The sequence below is a fragment of the Mesorhizobium sp. ESP-6-2 genome, from assembly GCF_020164675.1.
GTDB lineage: Bacteria > Pseudomonadota > Alphaproteobacteria > Rhizobiales > Rhizobiaceae > Mesorhizobium.
The window spans coordinates 533,068-558,542 of record NZ_JAIUGT010000001.1 but is presented as its reverse complement, the minus strand read 5'-3'; the positions used below and the strand labels follow the sequence as shown (position 1 = coordinate 558,542).

The 25,475-nt window shown below is 64.2% G+C and carries 15 protein-coding genes; 8 read left to right on the top strand and 7 right to left on the bottom strand.

The window, feature by feature from the left end; genetic code table 11:
- The first annotated feature begins 42 nt into the window (after positions 1–42).
- The 7 genes from LB532_RS02755 (at position 43) to LB532_RS02725 (ending at position 6,613) form a co-directional block, all read left to right on the top strand.
- Complete coding sequence (locus LB532_RS02755) at positions 43–1,341, top strand: aspartate aminotransferase family protein (RefSeq protein ID WP_224556338.1); 1,299 nt, start codon at positions 43–45, stop codon at positions 1,339–1,341.
- A 62-nt stretch (positions 1,342–1,403) separates the two neighbouring features.
- A complete protein-coding gene (locus LB532_RS02750; protein WP_140639522.1) occupies positions 1,404–2,573 on the top strand; it encodes an NAD(P)/FAD-dependent oxidoreductase in 1,170 nt (389 codons plus the stop codon).
- Positions 2,574–2,612: 39 nt separating this feature from the next.
- Positions 2,613–3,374, top strand: coding sequence for an amino acid ABC transporter ATP-binding protein (locus LB532_RS02745; RefSeq protein WP_140639523.1), 762 nt, complete (start codon positions 2,613–2,615; stop codon positions 3,372–3,374).
- Complete coding sequence (locus tag LB532_RS02740) at positions 3,371–4,015, top strand: amino acid ABC transporter permease (RefSeq protein WP_140639524.1); 645 nt, start codon at positions 3,371–3,373, stop codon at positions 4,013–4,015. Before LB532_RS02745 ends, LB532_RS02740 begins: the two co-directional genes overlap by 4 nt.
- Positions 4,012–4,671, top strand: coding sequence for an amino acid ABC transporter permease (locus tag LB532_RS02735; RefSeq protein WP_140639525.1), 660 nt, complete (start codon positions 4,012–4,014; stop codon positions 4,669–4,671). Before LB532_RS02740 ends, LB532_RS02735 begins: the two co-directional genes overlap by 4 nt.
- Positions 4,672–4,709: 38 nt before the next feature.
- Positions 4,710–5,525 carry a substrate-binding periplasmic protein gene (locus LB532_RS02730; protein WP_181169345.1) on the top strand — a complete coding sequence of 272 codons (816 nt, stop codon included), beginning with the start codon at positions 4,710–4,712 and terminating at the stop codon, positions 5,523–5,525.
- Positions 5,526–6,049: 524 nt separating this feature from the next.
- On the top strand, positions 6,050–6,613 hold the full coding sequence (locus tag LB532_RS02725) for a type 1 glutamine amidotransferase domain-containing protein (RefSeq protein ID WP_140639527.1): 564 nt from the start codon (positions 6,050–6,052) through the stop codon (positions 6,611–6,613).
- Positions 6,614–6,663: 50 nt separating this feature from the next.
- Here the strand turns inward: LB532_RS02725 and LB532_RS02720 are convergent, their stop codons facing one another.
- Positions 6,664–7,461, bottom strand: coding sequence for a SapC family protein (locus LB532_RS02720; RefSeq protein WP_140639528.1), 798 nt, complete (start codon positions 7,459–7,461; stop codon positions 6,664–6,666).
- A 498-nt stretch (positions 7,462–7,959) separates the two neighbouring features.
- Between LB532_RS02720 and LB532_RS02715 the strand changes: the two genes are divergently transcribed.
- The gene (locus LB532_RS02715) at positions 7,960–8,235 is read left to right on the top strand and encodes a DUF6916 family protein (protein ID WP_140639530.1); all 276 of its coding nucleotides are present in this window, start codon (positions 7,960–7,962) and stop codon (positions 8,233–8,235) included.
- Between the two features lie 120 nt (positions 8,236–8,355).
- Here the strand turns inward: LB532_RS02715 and LB532_RS02710 are convergent, their stop codons facing one another.
- The 6 genes from LB532_RS02710 to LB532_RS02685 all read right to left on the bottom strand — a co-directional run bounded on the left by LB532_RS02710 (position 8,356) and on the right by LB532_RS02685 (position 25,364).
- Complete coding sequence (locus LB532_RS02710; RefSeq protein WP_224556336.1) at positions 8,356–8,898, bottom strand: GNAT family N-acetyltransferase; 543 nt, start codon at positions 8,896–8,898, stop codon at positions 8,356–8,358.
- Between the two features lie 11 nt (positions 8,899–8,909).
- Positions 8,910–10,229 (bottom strand): hypothetical protein, encoded by a 1,320-nt coding sequence (locus LB532_RS02705; protein ID WP_140639532.1) that lies wholly within the window; start codon positions 10,227–10,229, stop codon positions 8,910–8,912.
- A 30-nt stretch (positions 10,230–10,259) separates the two neighbouring features.
- Positions 10,260–10,787 carry a phage tail protein gene (locus LB532_RS02700; protein ID WP_140639533.1) on the bottom strand — a complete coding sequence of 176 codons (528 nt, stop codon included), beginning with the start codon at positions 10,785–10,787 and terminating at the stop codon, positions 10,260–10,262.
- Positions 10,788–10,799: 12 nt separating this feature from the next.
- The gene (locus tag LB532_RS02695) at positions 10,800–11,303 is read right to left on the bottom strand and encodes a phage tail protein (protein ID WP_140639534.1); all 504 of its coding nucleotides are present in this window, start codon (positions 11,301–11,303) and stop codon (positions 10,800–10,802) included.
- A gap of 11 nt (positions 11,304–11,314) precedes the next feature.
- The gene (locus LB532_RS02690) at positions 11,315–11,794 is read right to left on the bottom strand and encodes a phage tail protein (RefSeq protein ID WP_246674433.1); all 480 of its coding nucleotides are present in this window, start codon (positions 11,792–11,794) and stop codon (positions 11,315–11,317) included.
- A gap of 235 nt (positions 11,795–12,029) precedes the next feature.
- Positions 12,030–25,364 (bottom strand): right-handed parallel beta-helix repeat-containing protein, encoded by a 13,335-nt coding sequence (locus LB532_RS02685; RefSeq protein ID WP_140639536.1) that lies wholly within the window; start codon positions 25,362–25,364, stop codon positions 12,030–12,032.
- Positions 25,365–25,475 lie beyond the last annotated feature (111 nt).

The following is a 25,475-nucleotide window of genomic DNA, read 5'->3' as shown; positions in this document are numbered from 1 at the left end:
CCTTCATCGGTTTACAAGATTATGCGCCACTATCCAGATTCAATGCCGAAATCCCGCGAGATGTTCGAACGGGCCCGCAAGGTCATGCCGGGAGGGAACACCCGGACAACGGTCTTCATCGACCCGTTTCCGATCTATGCCCAGCGCGGCGAGGGCTGCCGCGTCTGGGACGTCGATGGAAACGTCTACTACGACTGCATCAACAATTTCACGGCCATGATCCATGGCTACGGCCATCCCGCCGTCACGGCGGCGGTGGTGGACCAGATCTCCCTGGGATCGGCTTTCGGAGCGCCCACCGAGAGCGAACTTGATCTTGCTGAACTGTTGGTGGAGCGCCTCCCGTCGGTCGAGCAGGTTCGCTTCGCCAACTCCGGCACGGAAGGCGTCATGATGGCGATCAAGGCGGCTCGGGCGTTCACCGAGCGACCGAAGATCGTCAAGATCGAAGGTGCCTACCATGGCTCCTACGACTTCGCGGAAGTCAGCCTGGACAGCTCGCCCGCCAACTGGGGCGACATGCCTGCCTCCACGGCATACGCGAAAGGCACGCCGAAGGGCGTTCTCGATGATGTCATCGCGGTACCGTTCAACGATGCGGAGGCGCTGCGCGCCGTCTTCGACGCGCATGGCGACACGATAGCGGGTGTTCTGATCGACCCGATGCCGAACCGCGCCGGACTTATCCCCGCGCGGAAGGATTATCTCGACGCGATGATCGAGATCGCTCATGCCGCCGGCTCGCTGGTAATCTTCGACGAGGTGATCTCGCTCCGCCTTGGTTATTCGGGAGCGCAGGGCCTGTGGGGCATCACGCCCGATCTGACGGCTCTCGGCAAGATCATCGGCGGAGGCTTCCCGGTCGGCGCCGTCGGCGGCCGCGCCGACGTGATGGCGGTGTTCGATCCAACGCGAGGCAAGCCTGCATTGCCGCATGGCGGCACCTTCACCGCGAACCCGGTGACGATGCGAGCCGGTCTGGCGGCGATGCGCGCGTTGACCCCGGCCAGCTTCGCGCATCTGGACGCTATCGGCAGCCTGCTTCGCGAGGGCATCACGGCCTCGCTTGTGCGCCACGGCCTCAACGGGCAGTGCGTCGGTCTGGGCTCGCTCTTCAAAGTCCATTTCACGGCGTTGCCGATCACGGACTATCGGTCAGTCTATCCGGGTGCGTCCGAACGCACGAAGCTCGACCTGTTCCACAAGGGTCTGCTCGACCGCGGCGTGCTTTCGGCGAGTTATGGGCTCTTCGCGCTTTCCACCTCGATGACCGAGGAAGACGCACGCGAGATCCTTTCCGCAATCGACGGCGCCTTCGCAGCAATCGCGGCGAAGCGATGACGTAGCGCGTCCGGCGCCGGATCCATCCGGCACGGGACGACGCAGCAACAGATGGAAGTCACATGACAGCTTCTCCTCACGTCGTCGTCATCGGTGCGGGCACCCTCGGCATGTGCTCTGCGCACGCGCTCGCGGAACAGGGCGCTCGCGTCACCGTCATCGACGCACAATCCATTGCGTCAGGATCCAGCGGCCGCTCGGTCGGGGTCGTTGGCACACAGCTGACGGATCCGTTCGAGATCCAGCTGCGCATGCAATCCGTGCAGCGCATCCGCCGGTGGCAGGAGCGCCTCGGTCTCGGCTTCAACCATATCGGCTACCTGCGTCTGGCACGCACCTCCGAGCAGATGGAACTGTTCGCCCGATCGGTGGAGATCCAGCGCGATGCCGGCTTCAGATCCAGGGTCTACCAGGCGAACGAGCTTCAGCAACTCGTGCCGCACTTGAGTTCAGATGGGCTCGAAGGCGGCATCTTCGGGCCGGACGACGGCTTCCTCGATCCCCACGAAATGTGCACGTTGCTGGCGCAAGAGGTGAAGAAGCTCGGTTCCGAGGTTGTCCAGTTCCGCAAGCTGCTTGGTGTTGCGCGGACATCCGGTGGCTATCGGTTGGACACCAGCAAGGGTCCGATCGGCTGCGACTTCGTCGTGAATGCGGCAGGCGCCTGGGCACCACGCGTTGCCGAGATGCTTGGACAGACGCTTCACATCCACCCCGAGCGCCACGAGGCGCTGACAATCCACCTGGATGCGCCGCTCCCCTACACAATGCCGATGGTCATGGATCTGGTGAACGGGCAGGGCACCGGACTCAACTTTCGGCACGAGAAAGCGAGCGAGCTCATCGCCGAGATACACAAGGTAAGTTCGCCGTCGCCCGAGGATCCGGACAATTACAACGAGCAGTGCGAGGAAGGGTCCAAGGTCATGCTGGCCGAGATGCTGATCGAGCGCCTGCCTGATCTGCCGGGCGCCCGGCTCGGCCGGGGCTGGGCAGGGCTTTACCCTGTCACCGCCGACCACCGTCCCTATGTCGGACCAGTCGATCAGTCCGAGCCCGGTCTGATCACCGCGGCCGGTGCGGGCGGCTATGGGATCCAGCTCGCGCCGGTGATTGGCCTGATCGTCGCAGACTGGGTGCTCAAGGGCTCTCCCGCATCGATCCCAGGCACCGAGAGTCTCGCTCCAACTCCGGAAAGAAACGTTCCCGCCGCACATACTGCGGCGGCCTGACCAGTAGGACACCGGCGTTAGCGCAAGGACAAAGAAGCCATGCCCGAGGCAGAAAACATCGTCCGCATCAAGAACATCAACGTGATCTATGGCGGCCATCACGCCGTGAGGAACGTCTCGCTCGACATCACGCGCGGCGAGGTCGTGGCGATCGTCGGACCCAGCGGCGCGGGGAAGAGCACGCTGCTGCGTGCGATCAACATGCTCGAACAACCGTCATCCGGTACCCTCGAAGTGGGCGCCATCCGGTTTTCGGTCGACCGCAATCTGTCCGCCGGAGAGCTGTTGAGGCTCCGACGTTCCACCGGGATGGTTTTCCAGTCCTTCAACCTGTTTCCGCACATGACCGTGCAGCGCAACATTTCGCTGCCGCAGATGCGGGTTCTGGGGCGCACCAGGGAGCAGGCGGACGCGCGCACCGCCCAATTGCTCGAACGCGTACACCTGACGGACAAGGCGCACTCCTACCCGGCGCGCCTGTCGGGTGGCCAGCAGCAGCGTATCGCGATCGCGCGCGCCTTGGCTCTTGACCCCAAGGTGATGCTCTTCGACGAACCCACGAGCGCCCTGGATCCCGAACTCGGGCTCGAGGTGTTGGCCGTGATGCGCGAGCTCGCCCAGGAAGGCATGACAATGATCATCGTCACGCACGAGATCGCCTTTGCCGCAGATGTCGCCGACCGCGTGATCGTCATGGCCAATGGAGAGATCATCGAGCAGGGCCCGCCTGATGCCGTGATCCGCAACCCGTCGTCGCCCCGCACGCGGCAGTTCTTCCGTGCCGTGGTCGATCGCAGATGATCGACCTGCTGATTTCACTGCTCAGAGGCGTTCCGGCCACGCTGCTGGTGACCTTCGGCGCTTTCGTAATCGGGGCCATCGCAGCCGTGCCGCTGGTGCTGATGCGACGGTCCCGGTGGCTCCTGCTAAGCACGCCGGCGCGCATATACATCGACGTTGTCCGAGGAATCCCACCGATCGTCTGGCTGTTCATTATCTTCTTCGGATTGGGCAGCGGAGTGATCGTTCTCAGTTCTTATCAGGCTGCCATCCTGGGTATGGGGCTGGTATCAACGGCCTATCTCGCTGAAATCTATAGGGGTGGCTTCCTGGCCCTCGCGAAGGGCCAGCGGGAGGCATCCACGGCGCTCGGTATGACGCGCCTGGATACGCTGCGCTACATCCTGGCGCCGCAGGTCCTGCGCGTCTCGGTCCCGCCCATGGCGACCTTCCTCGTCAGCCTGCTCAAAGACACGACCGTGGCCTCCACGATCGGTGTCCGCGACGTGATGATGTACGCATCGCAGCAGGCTCAAGGCGGAGGCGGCAGTTTCATGCCGTTCATTTTCGCAGCGCTTCTCTACATCGTGCTGTCGATACCCGTTGTCGTGTTGGCACGCGCCATGGACGAGCGGCTGCGCTCAAGAGGGCAAGCGAAATGAGCGAGACGCTGGCTAACTGGCTGGACTGGTCCCCCCAGCTTTTCCAAGGAGTTATTGTCAGTCTCCAGTTGGCGGGCCTGGCGCTGCTGTTCGGATTGCCTATCGGCCTCGTTCTTGCGCTTGCCTCCTCCTCTGGAAACAGGCTCGTCCGCTATTTCGCGGTGGTACTGGTCGAGATCGGGCGCGGTGCGCCTGCGCTCGTCGTCCTGCAGATGGTCTACTATGGATTGCCTGCTTCCGGGATGACCGTAAGTGCCTTCACCTCTGGCGTGATTGCGTTGGCGCTAACGACAGGCGCCTACACCAGCGAGATCCTTCGGGCCGGTCTGAACGCGGTTCCGCATTGTGAGATCGAGGCGGGCTTGGCGCTCGGCATGACCCGCCGGGACATCCTGCGCTTCGTGGTGATCCCCCAGGGAATCCTGTTCGCAATACCCGCATTGATGGGCTTTGCCATTCTCATCTTCCAGGCGACGGCCCTTACATACACGATCGCCATCCCCGAACTTCTGGCGCGCGCCTATCGCGTGGGTGCGGCCACCTACCTCTACCTCGATGTCCTGATCTTGGCGGGCCTGTTCTATCTCGCCATCACCGTCCCGTTCGGGTGGCTGGTCTCGTACACCGAACGTAGGCTGGGCAGCCATCTCGGCTGACCTGCAATCAAAAACCATCAATGTCAGAGGAGAGCAAAGTGAAAAATTGGAGTAAGATTATCTCGGCCGCAGCCATTGCCACGGCCTTGGGTGCCAGCGTCGCGTCCGCACAGGATTGCAAGCCGCAGCATGCTTTTGAAACCGTGTCGGCGGGCAAACTCACCGTCGCGCTCACCAACACCGCTCCGTATTCGCTCGAAAAAGACAGCGGCATCGCTGGTATCGACGGCGATCTCGTGAAGCGTTTTGCCAAGGAGAATTGCCTGGAGATCGCGTATGAGATCTTCACATATCCAGGTGCGGTTTCCGCAGTTCAGTCGCGGCGCGCGGACATCGCGCTTGGCGGCTTCTATCGTACCGCCGCCCGCGCCAAGGTCGTCGCTCTGTCCACGCCGGTCTATCTCGACCAACTGTCCGTCACCTCGACCAACGGCATTGATACCGTCGATGGTCTGCTGGGCAAGAAGGTCGGCACCGTGGAAGGATATCTGTGGGTCCAGGACATGGAGAAGCTCTACGAAGGCTCCAAGACCTATCCATCGTCGCTGAATCTCGCTCAGGACCTTCATGCCGGCCGTATCGAGGCGGCGCTCGACGGCTTCGGCTCCGCTGTCATTCAGAACGAAGGGCAGAACTACAAGGTGCATGTCCTGAAGCCGGATCCGCGCATCGATGCGACCATGAACCCGTCGCAGACCGCCTTCCTGTTGGACAAGAGCAATGAGGGCTTCGTTAAGGCGGTTGACGCTTCGCTCGATGTCTACCGCAAGAACGGCGCTATCGCCGAAGCGCTCAAGGCTTACGGGCTGGATCCGTCGGCCGCAGATGTCGGTGAAGCCCGCGTCATCGAGTAAGCCGCTGGTATGAAGGGCCGCTCCGCCTGCGCCCCCCGCTCTAGGAAGAAAACCGGGTGCGGCGGGCGGCCTGTACATTTGCTGCGCGGCTGCCATCCGCGAGCGGAATCTCATCGCGGCGCGGGTGACGGTCGAGTTCCACTCGAGCGGCAGGCGGTTGACGGCTCCCGCAAGCCTGCTTCCTCGCAACGTGGCGACGAGGCCTGCCAGTACCGGTAATAGGCTGACCGGCTCACGCCAGCCAGCCCGGACGCCATCATCGACTGGATGACCGCGTAGATGTCGTCCCGCGAGGCGCGCCGCTACGCTGGTGCGCTTTCCCGACGTGCCGCAAGGCTTCTTGAAAAAAAATCGAGGTCGGCCGCCTGCTGTCCGACGAGACGCTCCAGTTCGCCGATCCGAGCCAATGCCTTCGAGAACTCGTCAAGTGCACCACAGACCCCTCCGGTCACATAAGGTTACAGCGAGGAACGGCACCGGTTCAGGCTCGTTACCCTGCATCCAATCCAACCATGGAGAAAACGATGCAGGATATTTCCGGCAAGCGCGTCGCCATCCTTGCGACGAACGGGTTTGAACAGTCCGAGCTTGAGGTGCCGCTGAACAAGCTGCGCCAAGCCGGCGCCGAGGTCGAAATCGTGTCGCTCGAAAGCGGCAAGATCAAGGGCTGGGACCACAAGGATTGGGGCCGCGACGTTCCGGTCGACAAGACTTTGGACGAGGCCCGGGCCGATGCTTACGATGCGATCGTTCTGCCCGGCGGCGTCATCAATCCCGACCTGTTGCGGGTCGAGCGCAAGGCGCTGGATTTCATCAGTTCGTTCTGGTCGGCCAACAAGGTCGTCGGCGCGATCTGCCATGCGCCCTGGCTCCTGGTCGAGACCGGGATCATCAAAGCCCGCCGCGTCACATCCTACAAGTCGGTCAAGACCGACGTGATCAATGCCGGCGGCCTGTGGCAAGACAGCGAGGTCGTCACCGACCAGGGGCTGGTCACCAGCCGCAATCCCGGCGATCTCGATGCTTTCTGCGACAAGCTCGCTGAGGAGATCAGGGAAGGGCGGCACGACAGGCGGGCCGCGGCTTAGCACCGAACTTGTTCACCAGCCGCGCCGCGAAGGATCTCGGCGTGGGTTGTTCAGGCGCTCTTCGCCCTCTCCGCCTTGCGCAGCGACGCCTGATGCACCAGCGACGTCCAGCTGTTGGTCGAGGCAAGGTGGCAGTAGAGCAGGCTGAGCGCGCCGGATTTCCTCAGGTCGAGGAAGGCCTCGTCGCTCAATTTGTTGAAGGCGGCCTCGTCGATCACCTGGAAATCGGTGAGGTTCAGGACCTCGCCTCCTTCCAGTGTCACCTTGCTCTGGCGCGGCGCGAACAGGGTATGCGCGTCGATCTTGTCGACCATCTCGCGGGTCGCCCTGAAGTCGATCTGGAACTGGTTGCAGAAGGCGAGCGCCTGCTTCGTCGCCTCCGTCGCCTCGTTGCCGCTGAAGAACGGCAGCACCTTGTCGTCGCGGAACGGCGCCAGCGGCTGGTCGATGACGCGCTCGCTCGCCCGGTCGACGCACAGCGTCAGCCGGCCGGGCTGCTTGGGATCGTCGGCGAGAATGAAGGGATAGCGGCGGACATAGGCGGGGATATAGTGCGGCCCGGCCCAGTTGCCGTCGGGGTCGACGAACAGGTTCTCGTCCTGGCGCAGGCCGGTGATGATGACGGGCGCCTTGGCTGCGCCGATGAAAACGATCGGGTAGGAGCGCATCGCCGCCGGCATTTCCGAGGCCACCACCGGGATGGCATGCGCCGAGCGGGCGAAGGAGAAGTCGCTGCGCGCCGTCAGGCCGAGCGAGCCGTGCCGCGCCGGATTGAGCGCCTCGGGCCTGGAATAGAACAGCGGCAAGGCCTCGCCCGCCGTTTCCGTCTTCGCGCCGCTGTCAGCCATGTGTCCGTTTTCCTCCTCGCGCCGGCCGACCGGGCGGGCCCGTCCAGCATTGAATTCCCAAAGCGGGATCTGTTCTTGTTGCGCCGGTCTTGCTTCGAAGCAACCCCGGGCAGGGACAAAGTACTACAGCGTCGACGGCGCGCATAAAAGGACACGCGCTGCTGTATTTTGGCCTTTGCGCCCTAATCGCCTTGCGGGGCGCCCGCAACCATGCGGTCCCTGGAGCGGTTCACCGTTCGCGGAAACGGCGAGCCGCTCTATCTCCTTGTTTTTGCGCAATTCCCCAGGAAAAGCACTGCGCGTTTTTCCCAGGAAAACCGAACACTTTTCCTGAAATTGCTCTATGGACAGCTTGCCGCGAAGCGGCGACAGTGGCCTCGCATGGGAAAATTCCGGGAGCCGTAGCGGTCTTGCGTCCGGAAATTGCGAGGAAATGAGGAGCCGGAGCGGGGCTGCCCTTGGCCGCCCGCTCCAGCAAGCGCTTTGAGGCGGGGTGGCATGGCGTCGGCATCGGATTTCGAACAGGCGGTCGGGCAGGCATTCACCGTCGAGGCCGGCGGCAGGCGGATCGCGCTCGAATTGAGCGCCGTCAACCGCATCGCCTCCAGCCCGCGCCCGGGCGGCGGTTTCTCGCTGCTGTTCAAGGGTCCGCGCGAAACCGCGCTGCCGCAGGCGACTTACCGCTTCGCCGGCAACGGCGGCACCCACGATATCTTCATCGTGCCTGTGGCCGCCGACGCGACGGGGCGGCTTTATGAGGCGGTGTTCAATTAGGAAGCAAGCGTGAGCGCAGCAGCGGTGCGGTTTGTGAGACGCTGGCGCGAAGGGATCGATACCGAACAAGCACCGCCGAATTGTGGGACGACCGGAACAGGAAGCGGATGGCGTCCCCGTTCACCTACTGTCCGCGCCACCCCGCGGCGGCGCGCACGCCATCAGGTCGTAGACGCCCTTGTCCTCGACCACCGCGAAGCCGAGCTCGAGATATAGCCGCCTGGCCGGATTGTTCTTCTCGACATGGATCGATGCCGATTTGCCCGATGACCATGCCTCGTCGATGAGGTCGCGCAGCAGTGCGGCGCCATGGCCCTTGCGGCGATGGGCCGGCAGCAAGGCGATGTCGATGATGCGATGCTGGCTCGGCCAGCGCTCGATGTAGAGGCGGCCTATGGGCTGTCCGGCCCGCTCCACCACCAGCCAGTCGGCCTCGGGATAATGCTTGCGGTAATGCGCGTGCTGCGCCTGGAACTGCATGTCGAGGAAGGCGGCTTTCTGCGCCTCGCTCCAGTCTGTCACGGCAAGTTCTTCGATACGGGTCGAGGCGTAGAGCCGCGCCAGGAACGGCATGTCGGCCTCCGCGGCGGGGCGGAAAGTGAGGCCAACCTGCCGCGACCGGGGCCAGGCCGGGGGCCGCTGCGCCTGTTTCGCTTCTGTCACGCTGCCTGACGTCACACCGGCGGCGTCAGGTCGCGCACCACGGCAATCTGCTTGAGGTTGCTGGTGGCCAGCGCCGTCCAGGTCCACTCCCATTCCGAACTGTCCATGGCCATCTGACTGATGGTCCACAGACCATTCGTGCCGTCGTTCTGGATCATCATCGAGAACAAGGCAAGACGGCCATCGGCATTGTAGTCGAGCGACAGGCGGGTGTTGGCGCCGGAGGCGCTGAAATCGCGCCATCCCGACCAGTTCTGGGTTGTGGCGTCGTGTTGGGCGTTGAAGGAGTGAACATGCTGCTGGTCGGAGGCGACCAGCACGATGTCGCCATCGCCCTGCATGCCGGCGCAGAGCGTATACCTGGGAACCCTGCTGTAGCCGGGCGTCGCCCAGGCCGTCCAGGTGTCGGAGCCGGCCGGCAATTGCTTGGTGTGCAGGACCTGGCCCTGCTGCGTCATGGCAAAGAGATTGGTGGCGCCCAGCGGACCGACAATCGGCGCCATTTCCGTGAACGGGTAGCCGGCGTCGATCTGCACCCATGGCGTCCAGTCGGCGACCGTCCGCGCCTGCGCCTTGGCCTGCTGGCAGCGATAGAGATGGAGAGCGGAGTTGATGCCGAACAGCGCGATGCGGCCGTCTGCCTGGCGCAGCGCGGTGATCGCCACAAGCTGGCCGGTCAGCTGGATCCAGGCGCTCCACGGCTGGGCGGGCGGCCTGAGCTCGTCGACGGTCACGATAATCGGTGTCGTCGTGCCGGGCGGGGTTATGGTCTTCTGCACTTGAACAATCACATCCGGGTTCTGGTAGATCCACCAGACGCGGCCCAGATTGTCGGTGAGGAAGATCTCAATGCGGCCGTCGGCATCGCGCGCCATGCACAGCTTCTGGTAGCTGGCGGCTCCGGGCGGAGCGCCGATGCCGACCGGCGCGGTCCACTTGTCGATCGGGCCGATCTGGTTGGCATCCTCGGTGATGAAGGACAGGCTGGTGGTGCCCGACGGCTGCGCAACCACGGCGACGCGACCGTCCTTGGTGAGGCCCGCGGTCATGATCACCCAGGCGCCGGGCGCGATGACAGACCAGGCCGACGGCCATGGTCCGTTCGGCGAGGTCTGCGCCTTCTGGATCAGTTGTCCCTTGGCGGAATCGATGCCGACCACCATCAGCCGCGACAGCTCGAAAAAGGACCCGCCGGCGGGCATGTGCTGGTAGGCGGGGGTGTCAGGCCGTCGCGAGCGGGCGCCTTCGCGGGCTTTGGAAGCCGTCCTCGGCGCGGCGGCCGACGCCTTGGCCGCAGGGGCTTTCGATTTTGGTTCTGCTGTCTTGGCCATGATATCGGTCCTGCCCTGTTGGCGGGGAATTTAGCCTCTCGGCGGGAAGACGCCTTGCAGCGCGATGCAGAAGTTACAGGTGAGGTAGGGTTGCAGGTTGTTGTGCGGCTGGTCGCCGCCGGCGGGGGGGAGCGCGTTGGGGCTCATGGCCACCAGATCGACGTTGGTGGCCTTTTGAAACACGGCGCCACCGATCGAGGTCGCCAGCGTTATACTCGGGGTCAGCGTGCCCTGCGTTCCGTTTTCGACAGTCGCCCGCATTATATGATTGTGCATCGGGATTTCGGATTCCAGCAGCGACACGGTCTCGGAGCCGCCCGTCTCGCCGAGATCGTGAAGGGAAAGTCCAGGTCCCTGTCTCGGGTGCATCGGTGCGCTGCCCTGCAGATCGGGCAGGGCAAAGTTCGACGTGCCGTTGCCGCCATAAGTGGTGCCAAGCAGAGAAAAAAGCGCAGTATTCTGCGACAGCGGCAGCAGCTGGCCATCGCACCATGCCCAGCCCTTGGGCGCGAAATTGAACGGAAAGATGCGGATTTCGGCGACGAACGGATCGGCCATGGCGGTCCCTCTTCAAGTCGGCGACGGGAAGATGCCGAACAGCGAAATGATAAAATTGACGCAGAGATAGGGTTGAAAATTCGTATGCGGCTGGCTACCGCCCACGGAGGAAATGGCCGAGGTCGCCATGTTGGCGTCCGCTGATTCCAGAGCGTAGAGCTGGATCAGGGTCGAGCTTGCAAGAACATTGTTCGCTGGTGAAGCCTGCGATCCATTGCCGGTGTTTCCCAGGAACGGATGGGAGTGCGCCGGAATCTGCTGAATCGTCAGCGCAATCTCCTCGGCGCCACCGGTTTCCGCAAGGATGAAGCCATTGCCCTGATGCAGAGGCAGGCGGCCGCGCAGGTCGGGCAAGGCGAAAGTGCTCTCGCCGTCCCCGCCATAGGTGGTGCCGATCAGTTGGAACAGCGTTTCGTTCTCGGAGATCGGCAGAAGCTGCCCTTCGCAGAACATCCAGCCCGCCGGCGCGAAATTGCCAGCAAACATGCGGACTTCGCCAACATAAGGTTGTGCCATGATCGCGTTCCTCAGGTCTGCGACGGGAAAATGCCCTGCAGGGCGATGCAGAAGCTGAGCGTCAGGAAGGGCTGCATGTTAAGATGCGCCTGGCTGCCGCCGATGCTGGACACGCTTCCGGCGTTCAACGCCGCGAGATTGGCGGCGGGACCATAGATATTTCCGGGGTCCCTCGCCAGGACATTGCCGACGCCGGCGAAATTCGGATTGGGGGAGTCGCCCTGCGTGAGGGACGCATTCGCGACATGCGTATGCTGGGGTATCTCGCCGATTGAGAGCGTATGCGCCTGCTCGCCGCCTCGCTCGCCCAGCGTATGGCCGCTGCCGACATGGATCGGGATGCGCCCGCGATAGTCGGGCAGAGCGAAATTCACCCGGCCGTCACCGCCGAAAGTGGTGCCCAGCAGCGAGAAAAGCGCCTGGTTCTGGTTGATGGGCAGAAGCTGTCCGTTGCATAGCGCCCAGCCCTTGGGCGCGAAGACGAACGACATAATTCGAATTTCGGAAAGAAATGGTTCCGCCACAGTAATCTCTCCCGCGGCAATTCAACATACGGCACCGAACATCGCAAGAAACACCGCGATTGCTTGGAAGCTAATACGTAAGTTTTTCAGTAAATTGCAATCATGTACCGCAAGCCCATTGAACAACCGATCGGATTACTTTGCAAGACAGTATTTTTAGCTGACGCTGTTAAACGCCATCTTTCTGCCTTGGCCGGTCGACTCAGGGCAGAGGATTGATCGTCGGCAGCGGCGGGGCGCCAGCCGAGAACGTCACCGTCCCGGATAGGTTGAACAAGGTCGGGTCGGTCGAGCCATTGGCATTGTCCAGTTCCGTGGCGGTGTTGCCGACTGTCGGCGTGCCCTGCGTCACGTTCACCGTACCGGCGAGCTGTCGAATGCGCATGAACTGGCCATTACCGGCTTGTCCCGCTACGTTCGCGAAGGAGTTGCCCTGCACATTGGCCCAGATGGTCGGGAAAGGTCCGAAGCCCGCTTGCTGGTTATCCTGGATGGTGATCGCGCGGCTGCCGTTGATATGGTCGAAGATGTTGTTGGTGATGGTGACGTCGGTCTCGCCGCCGCCCGTTGCCTGGCCGCCAAAGCCCACATTGACGCTAACTCCAGGGGCCGACGCGATCTGGTAGATCTGATTGCCGTCGATCAGATATTTGCCGTTGATGGCACCTTCGTTCTGGATGCTGATGCCCGTACCGACCTGCGAGCCGGAATTGGTCACCGCGTTGTTGCCGATGATGTTGTTCCTGATCGTGCCGTTCACCGTCCTGTTGAAAGGCCCGTTGCCATTGTCGAAATGATTGATCGCCGTCGAACGCTGGCCAATGAACGTGTTGTTCTCGATGTCGAAGGTAAGCGAGGTCGCGGCCGGGTCGGTGGAGACGTCCACGCCCGCATTGTTGTTGGTGAACGTCGCTCCCGACACGTTCACCGTCATGCTGGTGCCGCCGGAATTGCCGAAGATGCCGGTTCCGGTGATGATATGCGTCGCATCCGAGACGGTGTTGCCGGTGAATGTGCCACCGGTCGCGGTGAGGCCCATCACGGACGTCCCGGTGCCGAGGAAGTTGACGAGGTTGCCGTGCGGCGAGCTGGCATTGCCGTTGATCGCCAGGCCGTTCGCCGAAATCGTGTTGTTGATGAGCTGCAGATTCGTCAGCGTGCCGGAAGCGTTCGAGATTTGAATTTCGAACTCGTTGTTGTTGCTGATCACGGAATTGCTGATCGAAGTCGCATGTGCGCCGTTCGAGGCGGTTCCGGTCAACTGCGTTATGTTGATGCCGGACTCGTCGGTCGCCGCGTCGTTGCCGTTGCCCGAAATATTGAGCCGGTTCAGCACCAGGCCGTTTATGCCCGAGCCGCCGATGCCGTCGCCCAGATTGTTGATCACGTTCATATAGGCGAGGTGGACGTCCTGGGTCGAGATCAGGCTGATGCCGTCGCCGCTCGCATTCTGGATCGTGCCGCCCGAGCCGTTGTTCGAGCCGCCGCCATCGCCCGTCACCGTCAGCCCGCCGCTCATGCCGGTGTTGTTGAGCACGATGCCATTGGCCGCGCCGTTGGACGAAATGCTGCGGAATGTGAGGCCGCTCGCGCCGATCGCCGTGTTGGCGACGTTGAGCGCGGTGCCGGTACCGGACGTGATCGTGTTCGGATTGGCGCCGGTTGTCACTGTCACCGTGCCGCCGCCCGTGGCGCCGAAGCCGATGCCGCTGGTGGTGGTGATCGCCAGTCCACCATTGGTGAAGTTGATCGTCGCGCCGGTGTTGTCGGTCAGGTTGACTCCGGCCGCGCTGCCCGACGTGATCGACTTGGAGGCACCAGAGAAAGTAATCGTGCCGGCGGTGTTGTCGTCCAGCAGGATGCCGGTCTGGCCGGCCACATTGTGGCTGATGTTGCCCGACAGCGTGATGTTGCCGGCGCCTGCGGCGCGATCCTGGATATTGACCGCCTGGCCGGTTCCGCTGGTGATGGTGCCGGCATAGGTGAAAGCCGCCGTGCCGCCGGTGTTGGCGCCGCCCGCACCGTCGCCGATGCGGATCGTGGCACTGCCGCCGCCGACCAGCGCGCCACCGCCGAGGTTGACCGGTCCGCCGGTAACGGTGTCGAGGATCACGGCGCTGCCGCCACCGGCGCTCGTGTTCGTGGAAGCGAAGGTCATGCCGCCGGCGCCGAGAGCGACGGTGTCCATGTCGACCGCCGCGCCGCTGCCGGTCGAAATCGTGTTGCCGGAGCCGGTGACGCTCACCGTGCCGCCGCCCGAGGCGCCGAAGCCGATGCCGCTGGCGGTGGTGATCGCCAGGCCGCCATTGGTGAAGTTGATGGCCGTGCCTGCGTTGCTGGTCAGAAGCACGGCGGCGTTGATGCCGGTCGAGAGCGTCTTCACCGCGCCGCCGAAATTGATAATGCCGCCAGCATTGCTGAGCGCGACGATGCCCAGCCCGCCATCGTTTCGGGTGATGGAGCTTGCGGCATCGAAGTTGACGGAGCCGGCAGCCATGCCGCGGATGTTGGCGACATTGCCGCCAGGATTGGTGATGTCGACATTGTTGAGGTTGACGATGGCGCTGACGTCGTCGTTAGCCGGCGTGCCCTGGTCGCCGTCGACGACGAAAGCGTCATTGCCGGCACCTGTGGCGGTGTCGATCGCAACATTGTTGAAGGTGTACGTTCCGGTCGCGTTGTTCGCCGCGTCGCCGAGGATAGTGATGCCGCGCGTGCCCGAGAGGCTGGCATTGTTGATGGCGACGTTGCCCGCCGCGCCATCGATCACGATGCCGGTGCCGGCGGTATCGTTGAGGCCGTTCGCCAGGGCGGTGGTGAAGTTCACCGTGCCGCCGGTGGTGTCGGCAACGACGATCAGGCGCTGGCCGCCCATACCTTGCGTGATCGTGCCGGCATAGGTCACGGTGGCGTTGCCGCCGTTGACGTTAAACGCGGTTCCGCTCGGACTGGTGATGGAGGCGGCGGTGCCGAAGCCGAACGTGCCACTCGAGCCGTTGAGGATGTCGACGCTGGCATTGCCGCCATTCAGCGTCGTCGTGCCGTTAAAATTGTAGATGCCGTCGGCATTGTCGAACTGCAGGCCGGTGCCGTTGGTTGCCGACAGCGTGCCGGTCTGGAAGGTGATCGTTCCCGTGGTGTGGCCGGCGATGGCGATTAGCGCGGCATTGCCGGCCTGGGTGATGTTGCCGCTATAGGTGACGTTCGCCGCGCTTGCGTCGACGTTGAAGGCCGTGCTGTTCGGGTTGACGATCGAGGTGCTGGTGCCGAAGTTGAACGTGCCGCCCGAATTGTTGACGATATCGATGCCGGCGTCGCCGCCATTCAAGGTCGTCGTGCCGTTGAAATTGTAGGCGCCGTCGGCATTGTCGAATTGCAGGCCGGTGCCGTTGGTTGCCGACAGCGTGCCTGAGAAGGTCAGCGTGCCCGTATGGCCTGCTGAAACCGACACCAGAGCCGTGTTGCTCGCCTGGGTGATGCTGCCGCCATAGGTGGTGCTTACGGTGCCACCGCCGACGCTGAATGCCGTGCCACCGCCGCCGCTCAGCGTGCCGGTGCCGAGGCTGGCGGCGCCGGTGACATTGGTCAGGACGACACCGCCGCCACCGGATGACGTCGAGTCGAGCGCGATGTCGAGAGCGGCATTGGTGAGATCGATCGCCTTGTAGCTGGTGGAATTCACCGTTTCGCTGCCGGCGGTGGCGATGATGTTGATCGTCCCGCCGGGGCCGGTAATGCCAGCGCCGGTGGTGGTGTCGATTGTCAGCCCGCCGTTGAAGCTGGTCGTGCCGCCGCCCTGGAACAGGCCAGCTCCGCTGGTCGTATCTATGTCGGCGAGCCCGCCGACGTTGAGCGTGCCGCTCTCCCAGCCGATGCCGCCGCCCGTTGAGGCCGTGTTCTTTACCGTCACCGTGTTGAAATTGAAGGTGCCAGTGGGATTGCTGGCGTTGGAACTGATGCCTGCGCCCGTCGTGCCGGTGACGGTGGTCGCGCCCGTGACGGTGAAGTTGCCGGCGACGCCGTCGAAGATGATGCCGCTGGCGCCGCCGCTGGCGGTGACGCTGTTTACGACCATGTTGACGGTCAGCGGATCGAGATTGAACGCCACGCCGTTGATGGTGTCGACCGTGCCCCCGCTGCTGTTCAACGCAAAGGTTGTGGCCGGGGGGCCCTTGGTATCGACGAGGACGCCCGTGCCGCCATCATTGAACGTGGTGAACGTGCCGAGATCGAGCGTGCCGCTGGTGCTGGTAAAGGCAAGGCCGTTGCCCTGGACGCGCGCGCCTGATGTGCCGACGTCGAGCGTGCCCACGCTGACCGTGCCGCCGGCGCCAGTGGAATCGAACGTGACGTCGTCGAAGGCAATGCCGCCGCCGGTGCCGCCGACGACCGTGTTGCCGGCGAAGGAGCGGATGGCGATCGAATTGTCCGTCGCGTTGATGTTCTGGCCGGCGAAGAACGCGGCCAGCGCGGATCCCGTCGATCGCAGCGTATTGCCGTCGATCGAAAGCAGCAGCGTGTTGGCCGCCGCGCCGGTCGTGGAGAAGTCGAGCGCCCTGCCGCCGGCTGATATGTCGTTGTTGCGGAGGAAGAAACTCGACGCGGCCGACGCATCGACGGCAACACCGGCGCCGGTGCCGGTGTTGCGGATGATGAGATTCTCGATGCCGCCGGTAGTCGGGCTGGGACCAGTGGTCGCCAATGTGATCACCGAGCCAGCAGTGTTGCTCTGCAGGATCGGCCGCAGCGTGTCGATGCCGATCGGTGCGGCGATGATCGGCGAATTCTGCACCGTGCTGAAATGGAATGCCGCCGACGCGCCGCTGCTGGTGTCGACACCGAGCTGCGAGACATCGATGGCCGTATCGTTTTGCCCGAAGGCGAGCAACACCTGCCCGTCATCGAGCTGGAACGACGTGCCGCTCAGGTCGATCGTTTCCTGGCTACCGGTGCCGTTCTTGTCGATCAGCACGATGACATTGGCCGTGGACGCCTGGGCGTTGGCATAGGTGCCTGGATTGAGGAAGCTGCCGTCTCCGCCGACGGTGGCGTCGGTGGTGACGTAGTAGACCTTGTACGCTGACAGGTTCGAGATGTCGCCGGTGAAATTGACGTCGTTGAAATTGTAGTCGCCATTGGTCGGCAGCGTGTCGGTCGCGTGGATGACCTGGCCGCCGCCGAAGGTTGCGATCGTGGACTCGGCCGGGCCCTGACCGTCGCCGAAGACAAGCCTAGCGCTGGTGAAGCTGTTGAACTGAACGCCCTGCGCGACATTACTGATGGTCGATGAGGGCCCGCTATTGTTTGCGGTGTCACCGAGCTGGATCGTGCCGGTGCCCGTCGTGAACGCCATGTCGATGCCGAGCGTGCCGGCGAAGCCGCCGCCGGCGACGTCGAAATCATCAGCCGTGATGGTGCTGGCGCCGAGCAGGGCACCATTCAGGTCGAGGCCGATCGCGTTGTCGGCACCCAGCCCGACGTTCAGGCTGGCGAAATTCAGCGTCGAACCGAGCGTGGTCGAAACGTCGACGCCGCGCGAAGTGATACCCAGCAGGTTGACCGTGCCTAGGTTGATGGCGCCGCCGGAGACGTCGTCGAGCGCAACGCCGGTCGCCGCGCCGTTGACCGAGATGGAGCTGAAGTTGATGCCGCCCGCGCCGACCGTCGCGCCGTCGAGGTTGAGCGCCGTTCCGCTCTGCGCGGTGATCGTGTTGTTGCTGCCGATGACGCTGATCGTGCCAGCGTTGAAGGTGCTGGCGTTGAACCCGGTACCGCTGGTCGTGGTGATGGCAAGACCGCCATTGGCGAAGGCCAATGTGCCTGTGCCTTGCAGCAGGTCCAAGCTGGGAGCCTTGAAGATGGCATCATTGATGCCGGTGTCGAATGTCTTCGACGTGCCGGAGAAGGTAATCGTTCCGTCCGATGCGCCATCGACGGCGACGCCTCGGCCGCCGGTATGCTCGATGGTACTCGAAATCGTGTAGCTGCCGTCGGCGCCGGCGAAATCGAAGGCCGTGGATGCCGTGGTCGAAGTGACCGAACCGCTTAGGTTGAGGGTGGACAGGTCGGTGAAGGGGACGCCCACCACACTGCCACCGGTGACGTTGATCGAACCGTTGTAATTGAGCGCGCCACCGGTATTGCTGTCGAGCGCTATTGCCCGATCGACCGTGCTTGTCGTCGCGCCGATGCTGGCGGCTCCGCCATTGCCGCCGATGTTGACGCTGCCGCCCTGCACGCCGTTGAACCAAACGCCGGTCGCACCGCCGTCGATGGTTAGGCTGGACCCCGCGATATTGGCGATGTTGACGGTGCCGACCTCGCCAACGAACTGGAGAGCTGCGTTGCTGACGTCGAAATCGGACGTTCCAGTGAAATTGACTCCCCCGGTGCCGGTCACGCTGCCCAAATAGACGCCGATGTATCCCTTATCCGTCAGGCCGCCGATGTTGACATCGCCGCCAAGGTTGACACCGACTATCAACACGCCAGCGGCGGTACTGGTGGACACCGCCGAGATGCTGTCGAAGGTGACGCCGGCGCTGCGGACATTGGTGCCGCCGGCCAGCACCAGTCCATCAGCGCCGGAATTGATGGTGTTGCCGGCGCCGGTCACCGTGAGGATGCTGCTCCCAACGAGGAAGCCCGTCCCGGTTGTCGTCGTCAGGGCGAGCCCGCCGTCGGTGAAGCCGATCGTGGCGTCCGGATTATCGAGCAGGCTGACGGCGGCGATCGCGCCCGAGCTGATCTGCTTGGTCGTGCCGGAGAAGGTGACCGTCGCCGCCGTGCCGTTGTCGATGCCGGCAACGACGATATTGCCGCCGGCGCCCGCAAGGCCATCGGTCAGGATGCCCGACAGCGTCACAGAACCGCCGGTCAGTTCCTGGATCGAGACCGCCGCGCCGGTGCCGTTGCTGACGATGGCGCCGGCGTAGGATATGTTCGCGTTGCCGCCGCTCGCATTGGTGCCCGAGCCGACATTGAAGGCCGTGCCCGAACCGGTGTTGGTCAGCGTGCCGGTGCCGAAATTGAACGTGCCGCTGAGGTTCTGCAGGTCGATGCCGCTGCCGGAACCGAACGACGCGCTGGTCGAGGCGAAATTGATGTTGCCGGCGATGCCGTCGAGGGCCACCGCCTGTGCGTTGGTGGCATTGACTGTACCCGTCAGGACATTGACCGTGCCGACGCCGCTGGCGCTGAACGCTGTCACGCCGTTCGTGGAAATGTCCACATCCGTGAAGTTGATGGTGGTGCCGGCGTTGTTGGTGAGCGAGACGCCGTTGCCGCCAACAGTCACCTTGTCGGTGAAATTGATCAGACCGCCGCCGTGATTGGCGATCGAGATGCCGCCGCCGGTCAGCGTGCCGGCCGGCCCGCTGTTGGGCAAAGTGCCGCGCGTCACGGTGATGTTGCCGGCGCCGCCGTTGACGTCGAGCAGCGTGCCGGCGACGTTGACGTTGTTGTTGGTGATCGACAAATTGCTGTCGAGGCCGGCGACCTTGAACGCCGTCTGGCCGGCGCCGACATTGCCGACCGTGACGCCTTCGATGACGATGCCGCCGGCATTGTTGAAGCTGCCCGCGCTCTGGTCGATGGTGAAGATCGAGCCGCTGCCGCCGGTGAAATCGAAGGCGGTGTTGCGCACCTGGTTGCTGCCGAGCAGATGCAGGGTATCGCTGCCCGTGCTCTTGACCACGCCCTCGTCGCCGGTGACATCGCCGCCGGTGGCGCCGAGATTGCCCTGCACGTTCACCGGCTGGATGGTGCCGGTCGTGGTGATGGCGTTGCCGTTGCCGAAGCCGGTGATCGACTGGCCGGAATCGAGCGTGAACGGCGTGCCGCTGAGGTCGACCGTGCCGACGAAGGCAAAGGTCTGGGTGCCGGTCTTCAGATCGGCATCGGCAACCGAGACGGTATTGACTGACGTACTGAGCCCAAATGAGCCGGCGGCGATGACGCCGCCATTTTGCGACACCATGAACACCCCGCCGACGGCGCTGGCCAGATTCGCGCTGCCGGTGAAGAGCACGTCATCGAAATCATAATTGCCGAGCGCGGCGAGACCGACGGTGTTGACGGTGAAATTGCCCGCCGCCGCAGTGATTGTCGAATTGCGGCCGTTGGCGTCGGCGAATTCGCCGTCGCCGAAGGTGAAGCTGGCGTTGGCGCTGGTCGCCGCCGTCTGGCCGGCCGACAGATCGACGCCGATGCCGGCGCCTGAGATCGACGACCCGGTCAGGAAGGTGATGGTGCGGTTGGCTGTCGTCGAGGACAGGTCGATGCCGCGCGAGCTCGCGGCGTCGTTTCCGGTGATCGCCGTCAGCCCGAAATCGGCCGTCGTGGCCGAGCCGGAGAAGTCGATGGCGGTCTGGCTGGCGCCCGCGCCGAGGCCGCTGACGGTGGTCGTGCCGAAGCTGACGTCGTTATTGGTGCCGGAGAAATCGATGCCGGCATTGCTGTTCGCGCCCAGCGTCACATTAGTCGTGCCGAAGGTGGCGCTGCCGGCCGCGTTCGAGATGGACAGCGCGGCGCCCGTCGCGCCGGTGATCGACAGCGTGCCGCTGACCTCGAATGTCGAGTCGGCGCCAAGGCTGGTGATCGACGCGCCGCCGCCGCCGGTCGCCGTCAGCGGACCCGTGAAGCGGATCGCGGTGTCGGTGGGAGCGGTTATCTCCCCGATATCGAAGAGGCCGCCGGTGCCGGTCGAAGTGATGGCGCCGCCGAATGTGATCAGGCCGCCGGTGGTGCCGTCGATCCTGACGGCTTTTGCCGCGCTGCTCTGGTTGATCGTGCCGTCATAGGTGACGTCGGCCGACGAACTGCCGATAACGATCGCGCTGCCGCCGGTGTTGGCGATGGAGCTGGGCGCCCCGAAGGTCAGGCTTCCGCTCGAGCCGTTGAGGATCACGACGCCGAGGCCGCTGCCGCCTGATATGTCGAGATCGGCGAAATTGGCGGTGCCGCCGAAATTATTGACCAGCAGCGCGATATTGCTCCCGCCGGCGATCGTCGTGGTGCCGGTGAAGTCGACCGTCGCGGATGTGTTGGCCAGCACGACGCCGGTCGGCACCGACCCCTGGATGGTCAGATCGTTGACAGTGATCGCGCCCGACGAGCTGCCGAGGTAAAGCCCGATCGTCGCGCCCAGGATCGTCACGCCGGTGCTGGTGAGACCGTTGATCGACGCCGTGCCGTCGATCGCCAGGAACGAGCTGTTGACGCTGAGGTTGGAGACGGTGTTGCCGCTGGCGAGGTCGATGGTGTTGCCGGCGCCGTTGTTCAGCGTCGCGCCGCCGAAGCCCGTCGGATCGCTCATCGTCACGCCGGTGACGACCTCGGCGCCGGTGACGTTCGCGGGCGGCCCGCCCAGATCGACGGTCCCGGCATTGGCGAAGGAAACGAGCGACTGGCCGCTGGCCAGGGTGAAGCCGTCGGCATCGGTGTCGGTGGTCTGCACGGCCGCCGTCTTGACCAGCACGAAGGTCGTGTTGGCGTTGGTGGTCAGGTCGTCGGCCGCTGCGGCATTGATCAGGTTGGCGACGCTCGATCCGTCGCCGGTTCCGGTGTCGGTGGAACCGACATAGACGACATTGGCGACGTCGAACAGCTGCGGCCCGACCAGGTGCGTGCCGTTGAAAGCATAGGTGCCGCTGCCGGGCAGCAGGCCGCGCATGTCGAGCGAGGCGGTGACGCCGGTAATCGACGCGCCCCCGGCCGCGCCGAACGAGAACGCCGTGTTGGCGGTAGTTCCCGCAAGGCCGTTGGTGCCCATCTGGACGCCGGTGTCGGTGGAAATAACGCCGCTGCCGATCGTCACCGAACCGCCAACGGTGCCGGAGAGGTCAATGCCGGTCGAACCGGCGGGACCCGAAACGTCGAGCGTGGCGGCGGTGAAGACCGAGGTGCTGTCCGACAGGTCGAGGCCGATGGCGGAGCAACTGCACAGGTTGGTAATGTCGACATTGCCGAAGCTGATGGCGCCGTTGACATGCTTGACCGAAATGCCGTCGGACGGCTGATCGATCGTCACGTCGCCAAACGAGACCGCACCCGAATTGCCTGCGAAGAAGCCGAGCGAAATACCAGGACCGAAGGTCTGCGAAATATCGACCGGCGCGGCGAAGGTCACCGGCCCGCTGCTGTCGTCGACCTGGATGCCGGCCGAGCCGACATTGGTGATGTTGACCGGCCCGCCGAACGTGACGGCGCCGGTGGTACCCTGCACGAGGATGCCGCCGCCGAACGCGATATTCGAGATGTCGACGCTGCCGAAATTGAAATCGGCGGTGCTGTTGGCGATGATCACACCGCCGCCTACAACGTCGCTGACCGTCGTCGCGCCGGACACGGCGAAGTTCCCCGATACGCCGACAAGCAAGGCGCCGTACAGGCCATTGCCGCTGATGCTGTCCTGCGAGAGGCTATCCAGCGTGACGTCGAGGTTGGCGCCGAACACGGCGATAGCGCCTCCGTCATTGCCCGATATCGTGCCGCCGGTGGTGCGCAGCGTACCGGCGGTGGACATGACGCTGACGCCGAAGCCGAGATTGTCGGACGCATTCAGCGTTTGGAAGGCATAAGTCCCGTCGCCGTCGACGAACAGTCCGCCGCCGCCATTGCCCGAAAGCGCTGTCGTGCCGTTGAAGGCATAGGTGCCGTCGCCGTCGATACGCAGGCCGGCGCCGGCGTTGTCGCTCGAGGTCACATTGCTGGCGCTGACATTGCTGACGCCTTCGAACAGCAGCCCGTCCAGGCCGGCGCCGCTGACGCTGACGCCGCTTATCGTGACGCCGGTGACGTTGTTGCCATGGATGCCGTTGCCGCCACCCGGATTGGCGTTCGCCACGTTGAAATCGAGCAGCGCGGTGTCGTTGGCCAGCGTGACGGTGTCGGTGCCGGCCGAACTGGTCAGCGTCGCCGCGCCGCCCGCGTCCGAGATGGCGGTGGTGTGCGCGACATTGTCGCCCGTCACGTTGACCGGAATGCCGCCGAGCGAGAAGGTCCGGCCGTTGCCGAACGAGGCCAGCGTCTGGCCGGCGCTCAGCGAGAATCCGTCGGCGTCGTCGATGGCCGTGCCGCGATTGACCAGCACGAAGATCGCGGTGCCGTCGGTGTTGGCATCGGCCGTGGCGATCGAGGCGAGGTCGAGCAGCGAGGAGCCGGTGCCCGAGCCGGTCGCGGCGGCGCCGACGAAGATGACGTTCTGCACGTCGAACAGCTGCGGACCCGTGAACGTCGTCGAACCGAAGGCGTAGTGGCCGAGCGTCTGGTTGAGGCCGCGCGCGTCGAGCGAAGCGGTGATGCCTGATATCGAACCGCCGCCGAAGCTGAATTCGGCATTGGCCGAATTGGCGAGCGAGCCGGAAATGCCGAAGTGCACGCCGGTGTCGACGCCCGTGATCGCGCCGCCATCGGTGATGACGATCGTTGCCCCGCCCGAGCTCGGCGAGGCGAGGTCGATGCCGATCGAGCCGGCCGCACCGGTGCCGGTGATGTTGAGCGACTGCGCGGTGAAATTCGTATGGCTGCCGGAGAAGTCGAGCCCGGTGCCGACGCCCAGGCCGGAGATGACGATGTCGCCGGCCACCACCGCCGCGTTGACGCCGGCAAACGAGATGCCGTCGCCGGCGGGAGCGCTGATATCGATATCGCCGAAGCGGATCGCCGCCGGCGAATTGGAAATGGCGATCGCCGGGCCCGTCGTGTCCGAGATCGTCGTCTTGCCGTTGACGGTGAAGCTGCCCGAGACCTGGTCGAGCACCACGCCCGATGTGCCATGGTCCTGCGTGATCGAATCGAGCACCACATGCGCGGTGATCGGATCGATGAAGACGGCGGTGCCGCCATTGCCCGACACGGTGCCGCCGGTGGTGGTGAAGCTGCCTGAGGTCGAGGTGCCCTGAACGGTTATGCCGCGGTCGGCATTGTCCTTCGCGTTGAGCGTCGCGAATGTATAGGTGCCATGACCGCTGGCATCGAGCCCGTCGTCGCCATTACCCTGCAGCAGTGTCGTGCCGGTAAAATTGTAGGTGCCGTCGCCTTCGATGTGCAGGCCGTCGAGGCCGTTGCCGGTGGCGGTGAAATTGGAACCGGTGATGCCGGTCGAGGTGCCGGTGAAGGCGGCGCCGTTGCCGCCGGCGCCCGTCACCGTGACATTGGTCAGCGTGGCGCCGGTGATGTTGTTGCCGAAGATGCCGTCGGCGCCGCCGGTGATGGTGATACCGTTCAGCGTGTTGCCGTTGCCGAGCGTGATGACGTTGTTGGCGACATTGGTGCCCTGGATGGTGCCGTCGCTGCCGCCCAGGTTGAAGGTGCCGGTGCCGCCGCCGAAAAGCTTCGCGGTGACGCTTTGGCCGCCGCCGATCACGGTCTGGCCGTTGGCGAGCGTCGTGCCGGTGGTGGTGATGTTGCCGTTGCCGCCCAGCGCCACCACGAAGCCGCCGCTGCCGGCTTTGGTCACCGCGTCGTCCAGCGTCGTCGGGTCGGCCAGCGTGCCGGCGCCGGCCAGGCCGCCATCGGCGTAGTAGAACTTGCCGAAGGCCGCATTGGTGGCGGCGTTGATGGCGACGCGGGTCGTCGTGCCGCCGATCGAGTCCTGCGACTGGATCCTGACGCCGATGTCGCCGCGCACCCGCTCGTTGACGCGCTTGCGCAGGCCTTCGCTGACCGGATAGACCGGCTCCGGCCCGCCGTCCGCGCCGCCTTGGCCGGGATTGAACGGGATGTTCAGCCGCACGCTGCCGGCGAACTGGGTGTCGTCGCGGTTGTCGTTGCGTACCTCGCCCGTGAAGGTCAGCGACGTTCCGGTGCCGAAGACATCGCCGATCTCATATTCGATGCCGGCCTTGACGCCGGTGACGCTGCCGTCGTCGCCATGCGGATCCTCGAAATGGTAGCCGCCTATGTCGAGACGCAGCGAATGCTTGTCGGGCAGGTTGAGCGGCACCCGGGCGCCGACCTCGCCCTCTATGCCCCAGGCCGCGTAGTCGCGATGGTCGAGCACCGAGATCTGCTCGATCAACTGGTTCGAGACCATCGACAGGGTCGAGGAGACCGAATGGTCCGTCGTGTCACCCTTGATCGGCACGAACACGTTCACATGCGCGTCGAAATGCGGGGTGATGGCCTCGGCGCCCAGCGTGGCTGACGTGAACTGGTTGGAGTTGTAGTTCTCGACGTTGAGATAGGCGTAGCCGCCGAGCATCAGGTCGGGATTGACGATGCGGCGAATGCCCAGGCCGACATCCTGGCCGAACGCGTCCTTGAAATCGTGCTTGGCCCTGACATCCAGGAACAGCACCGATTCGGCGGTCTGCTTGATCGGGATGAAACCTTCGAGCGCGGCGTTGCCGCCATTGTTGTCGGCGCCGATGATGGCCCGTATCTGCGGCTGCCAGAGGGCGTCGCCGCCATAGGCGGCCACGCCTGACAGGGCCAGCGCCAGCGTCGAAAGCGCCGTCGTCTTCCAGAGATGCCTTGCAAAACGCGAACGACCATAGGCCATGCGCACGCGGAAATCCTCCCCGCGCGCTGCCATGCCCTCAACCTGCCGAGATGTCTCGGTAGTTCCCATCCCTGGCCGCCCTTTGGGGACTGCTCGCCCCCGCACCAATTCTTGCGCGAATTCTATTGTATAGCGAGTCGCCAA